This is a genomic window from Kitasatospora sp. NPDC056446, assembly GCF_042796115.1.
Taxonomy (GTDB): domain Bacteria; phylum Actinomycetota; class Actinomycetes; order Streptomycetales; family Streptomycetaceae; genus Kitasatospora.
The window spans coordinates 1-2,834 of sequence record NZ_JBHTRF010000167.1 but is presented as its reverse complement, the minus strand read 5'-3'; the positions used below and the strand labels follow the sequence as shown (position 1 = coordinate 2,834).

Genomic DNA, 2,834 nt, shown 5'->3' with positions numbered 1-2,834 from the left:
GCAGCGTTTCAGCGTGACCGCGGGCGAGCTGCGCAATACCGGCCTGGCGCAGAACGCGCTGCGCTTCACCGAAGGCACCTATGCGCGCGGCGTCAGCAACCGCATGACCCTGCTGGGCGGCGTGCAGGTAGCCGAGCACTACCAGGCCGGCCTGGCCGGCGCGGCGTTCAACACACCTTTCGGCGCCATCGGTGCCGATATCACCCACGCCCGCGCCAAGGTGCCGGGCCTGCCCGCGCAGAGCGGCCGCAGCTACCGCCTGAACTACCAGCGCAGCGTGGCGCGCACCGGCACCAACCTGGGCCTGGCCGCGTACCGCTACAGCACCGAGGGCTTCCTCACCCTCACCGATGTCTCGCAGCTGTCGTTCGACCGCCCGCAGGCGGCCGATGCGTTCGTCATGCGCACCCGCCAGCGCTTCCAGGTGAACTTCTCGCAGCGGCTCGGCCAGCGCAGCCAGCTGTATGTCAGCGGCGGCCACGTGGCGTACTGGAACCGCCCCGGCAAGCAGAACGATCTGCAGCTGGGCTTCCACAGCAGCTACCGCAGTGCCAACTACACCCTGTCCGCCACGCGCTACCGCATGGCCAACGGCGCACCCGATACGCGCCTGTCATTCATGCTGAGCGTGCCGCTGGGCCGTAGTGGCAACGCGCCGCGTGCCACCGCCACCTACCGCGACAGCCGCCTGGGCAGCCAGCAGCAGCTGGGCGTCTACGGCAACCTGGGCGAAGACCGCGCGCTGTCCTACAGCCTGTCGGGCAACCGCGGCCAGGGCAGCAGCGGCTACAACGCCTATGCCAGCTACCAGGGCAGCCATGCCGATCTCAGCGCCGGTTACAGCCACGCCAACGGCAGCAGCAGCTTCAATGCCGGGGCCACCGGCAGCGTGGTGCTGCACCGGGGCGGCATCAACTTCGGCCCGTCGCTGGGCGAGAGCTTCGCGCTGGTGGAAGCACAGGGCGCGCAGGGCGCAAAGGTGGGCAGTGGCCGCACCGTTACCGTGGCCGGCAACGGCTATGCCGTGCTGCCCTATACCAGCCCCTACCGCTGGAACCAGGTGCAGCTGGATACCGCCGCACTGCCGCTGGATGTGGAAGTGCAGGCCAGCTCGCGGCGCGTGGCGCCCAGCGCCGGCAGCATCGTCAAGGTCAGTTTCCAGACCCGCAACGATCGCCTGTGGCTGATAGACGCCAGCGATGCCGACGGGCAGCCGCTGCCCTACGGCGCGCAGATTGCCCACCCCGATGGGCGGATGCTGGGCCAGGTGGGGCAGGGCGGCGTGGTGGCCCTGCGTGGCCTGGAAAACACCGGGCTGGTGCACGTGCAGACTGAAGACGGCATCGCCTGCCGACTGCATTACGCCATGCCCGACACCCCCGATGCACACGGCCAGTACTGGGCCAAAGCCCGTTGCATGGCGCCAGGCCCGGAAGGGCTGGCCGACGATGTTCCCCCTTCAACTACCGGAGCTTCCCAATGAAAACTTCGCACCTGGTGTGTGCAGCACTGCTGATCGCCGCCGCACCGTTGGCCCATGCCGACTCGGCCACCATCACCGTTACTGGAAACGTACTGCCCGGCACCTGCACCATCGCGCCAACCCTTGATGTAACGCTGGACGACATCGATGCCACCGATCTGAAGGCAGGGCATGACAACGGCTTGAAGCCCGCCGTGCTCAATTTCACCAGTTGCGTAGGCGTTGCCGGCATCGATCTGACCTTTGACGGCACCGACGATGCCGCGCAGGACGGGCACTGGAAGAACCTGGCAAGCACCGGCGGTGCCACCGGCGTTGCGGTGGCTCAGCTCGAGGGAACGGCCGGCAACGTGTTCCTGAAAAAGACAGCGAAGCGAAGCGTTGTGGTAAACGGCGCAGCCACAGCCAAGTTCGATATGCGTACCGGCTACTTCCGCGATGCCAGCACACCGCTCACGGCGGGCACGGTCAGCTCGCAGATCACCGTTACAGCGGCCTACAAGTAATCCAGGAGACTGTCATGAAACGGCCAGCTCGGGTCTACGCGTTTACGTGCCGTCCCTACGCCTGGCCGCTGGGCTGGCCGCGGAGTGCCGGTGATGGTTTCCCATGAGGTTGTGCCAGGGGTGCTCAGCAGGACCTCGACGACTCCACTCACCCAGGACGGTGGGCAGGCCGTCACATTGGCCGCGCGCTACTACCGCGAAGCAGGAACCTTCCATGCTGGCGTAGTGGAAGGGCAGGCGGTAATCACCGCAACGTATCGATAGCAGCTTTTTACTCTCTGACAGGTTCCAGCATGATGGCAACTTCTACACACAAAAGCAGCGCCACGCGGCGCCATGTGCGCGCCCGCTGCGTGTGGGCAGCGCTGGGGCTGCTGGCCTCGGCCACCGCCACTGCCTGCACTAGCCAGCACAATGCCGGCGGGCCGGTGAACCTGGTGATCGACGCCTGGGATGATGTCGAACAGGACAAGCTGATCGCCAACTTCACGATGGGCAACGGAAATTCCCAGTTCCTGCTCGGATGTGCGCACGGCGAGGTTGTTCCCATGGACGTCACTTCCATGCTGCCTAGCCTGGAGTTCGTCCGCGATGTGTTGGTGAATGGGCAGAGCTATCCCGCCTTCGGATTGACCGACTACCCTCGTTCACCCTTGCTCATCTTTTCGCATCAAATCTGGACAGGCGGTGGCAGCATCCGTGAGCAATCCTATCCATTGGATGTTCGCGGCATGGTCCATTTCACGTCCAAACCCTTGGACTCCAACGGTCGCGGCTCACTGGTGGCGGTGGCAGCAGTATCCCGCGGAGGCATCATGGAGCGGGTGCCTACCACACTGCTGGGC

General features: G+C 65.6%; 3 protein-coding genes. All 3 read left to right on the top strand.

From position 1 onward, the window contains the following. Positions 1-1,483 (top strand): fimbria/pilus outer membrane usher protein (locus ACFQ6N_RS40205; protein ID WP_380659116.1); only part of this gene is annotated, 1,483 nt, incomplete at its 5' end. After that, the gene (locus tag ACFQ6N_RS40200) at positions 1,480-1,989 is read left to right on the top strand and encodes a fimbrial protein (RefSeq protein WP_380659115.1); all 510 of its coding nucleotides are present in this window, start codon (positions 1,480-1,482) and stop codon (positions 1,987-1,989) included. The genes ACFQ6N_RS40205 and ACFQ6N_RS40200, both read left to right, overlap by 4 nt. 293 nt (positions 1,990-2,282) lie before the next feature. After that, positions 2,283-2,834: hypothetical protein (locus tag ACFQ6N_RS40195; RefSeq protein WP_380659114.1), on the top strand; the 552-nt coding region annotated here is incomplete at its 3' end.

Excerpts from the sequence above, each read along its gene's own strand:
- ACFQ6N_RS40200 (WP_380659115.1), top strand. The coding sequence starts at position 1,480 with ATGAAAACTTCGCACCTGGTGTGTGCAGCACTGCTGATCGCCGCCGCA.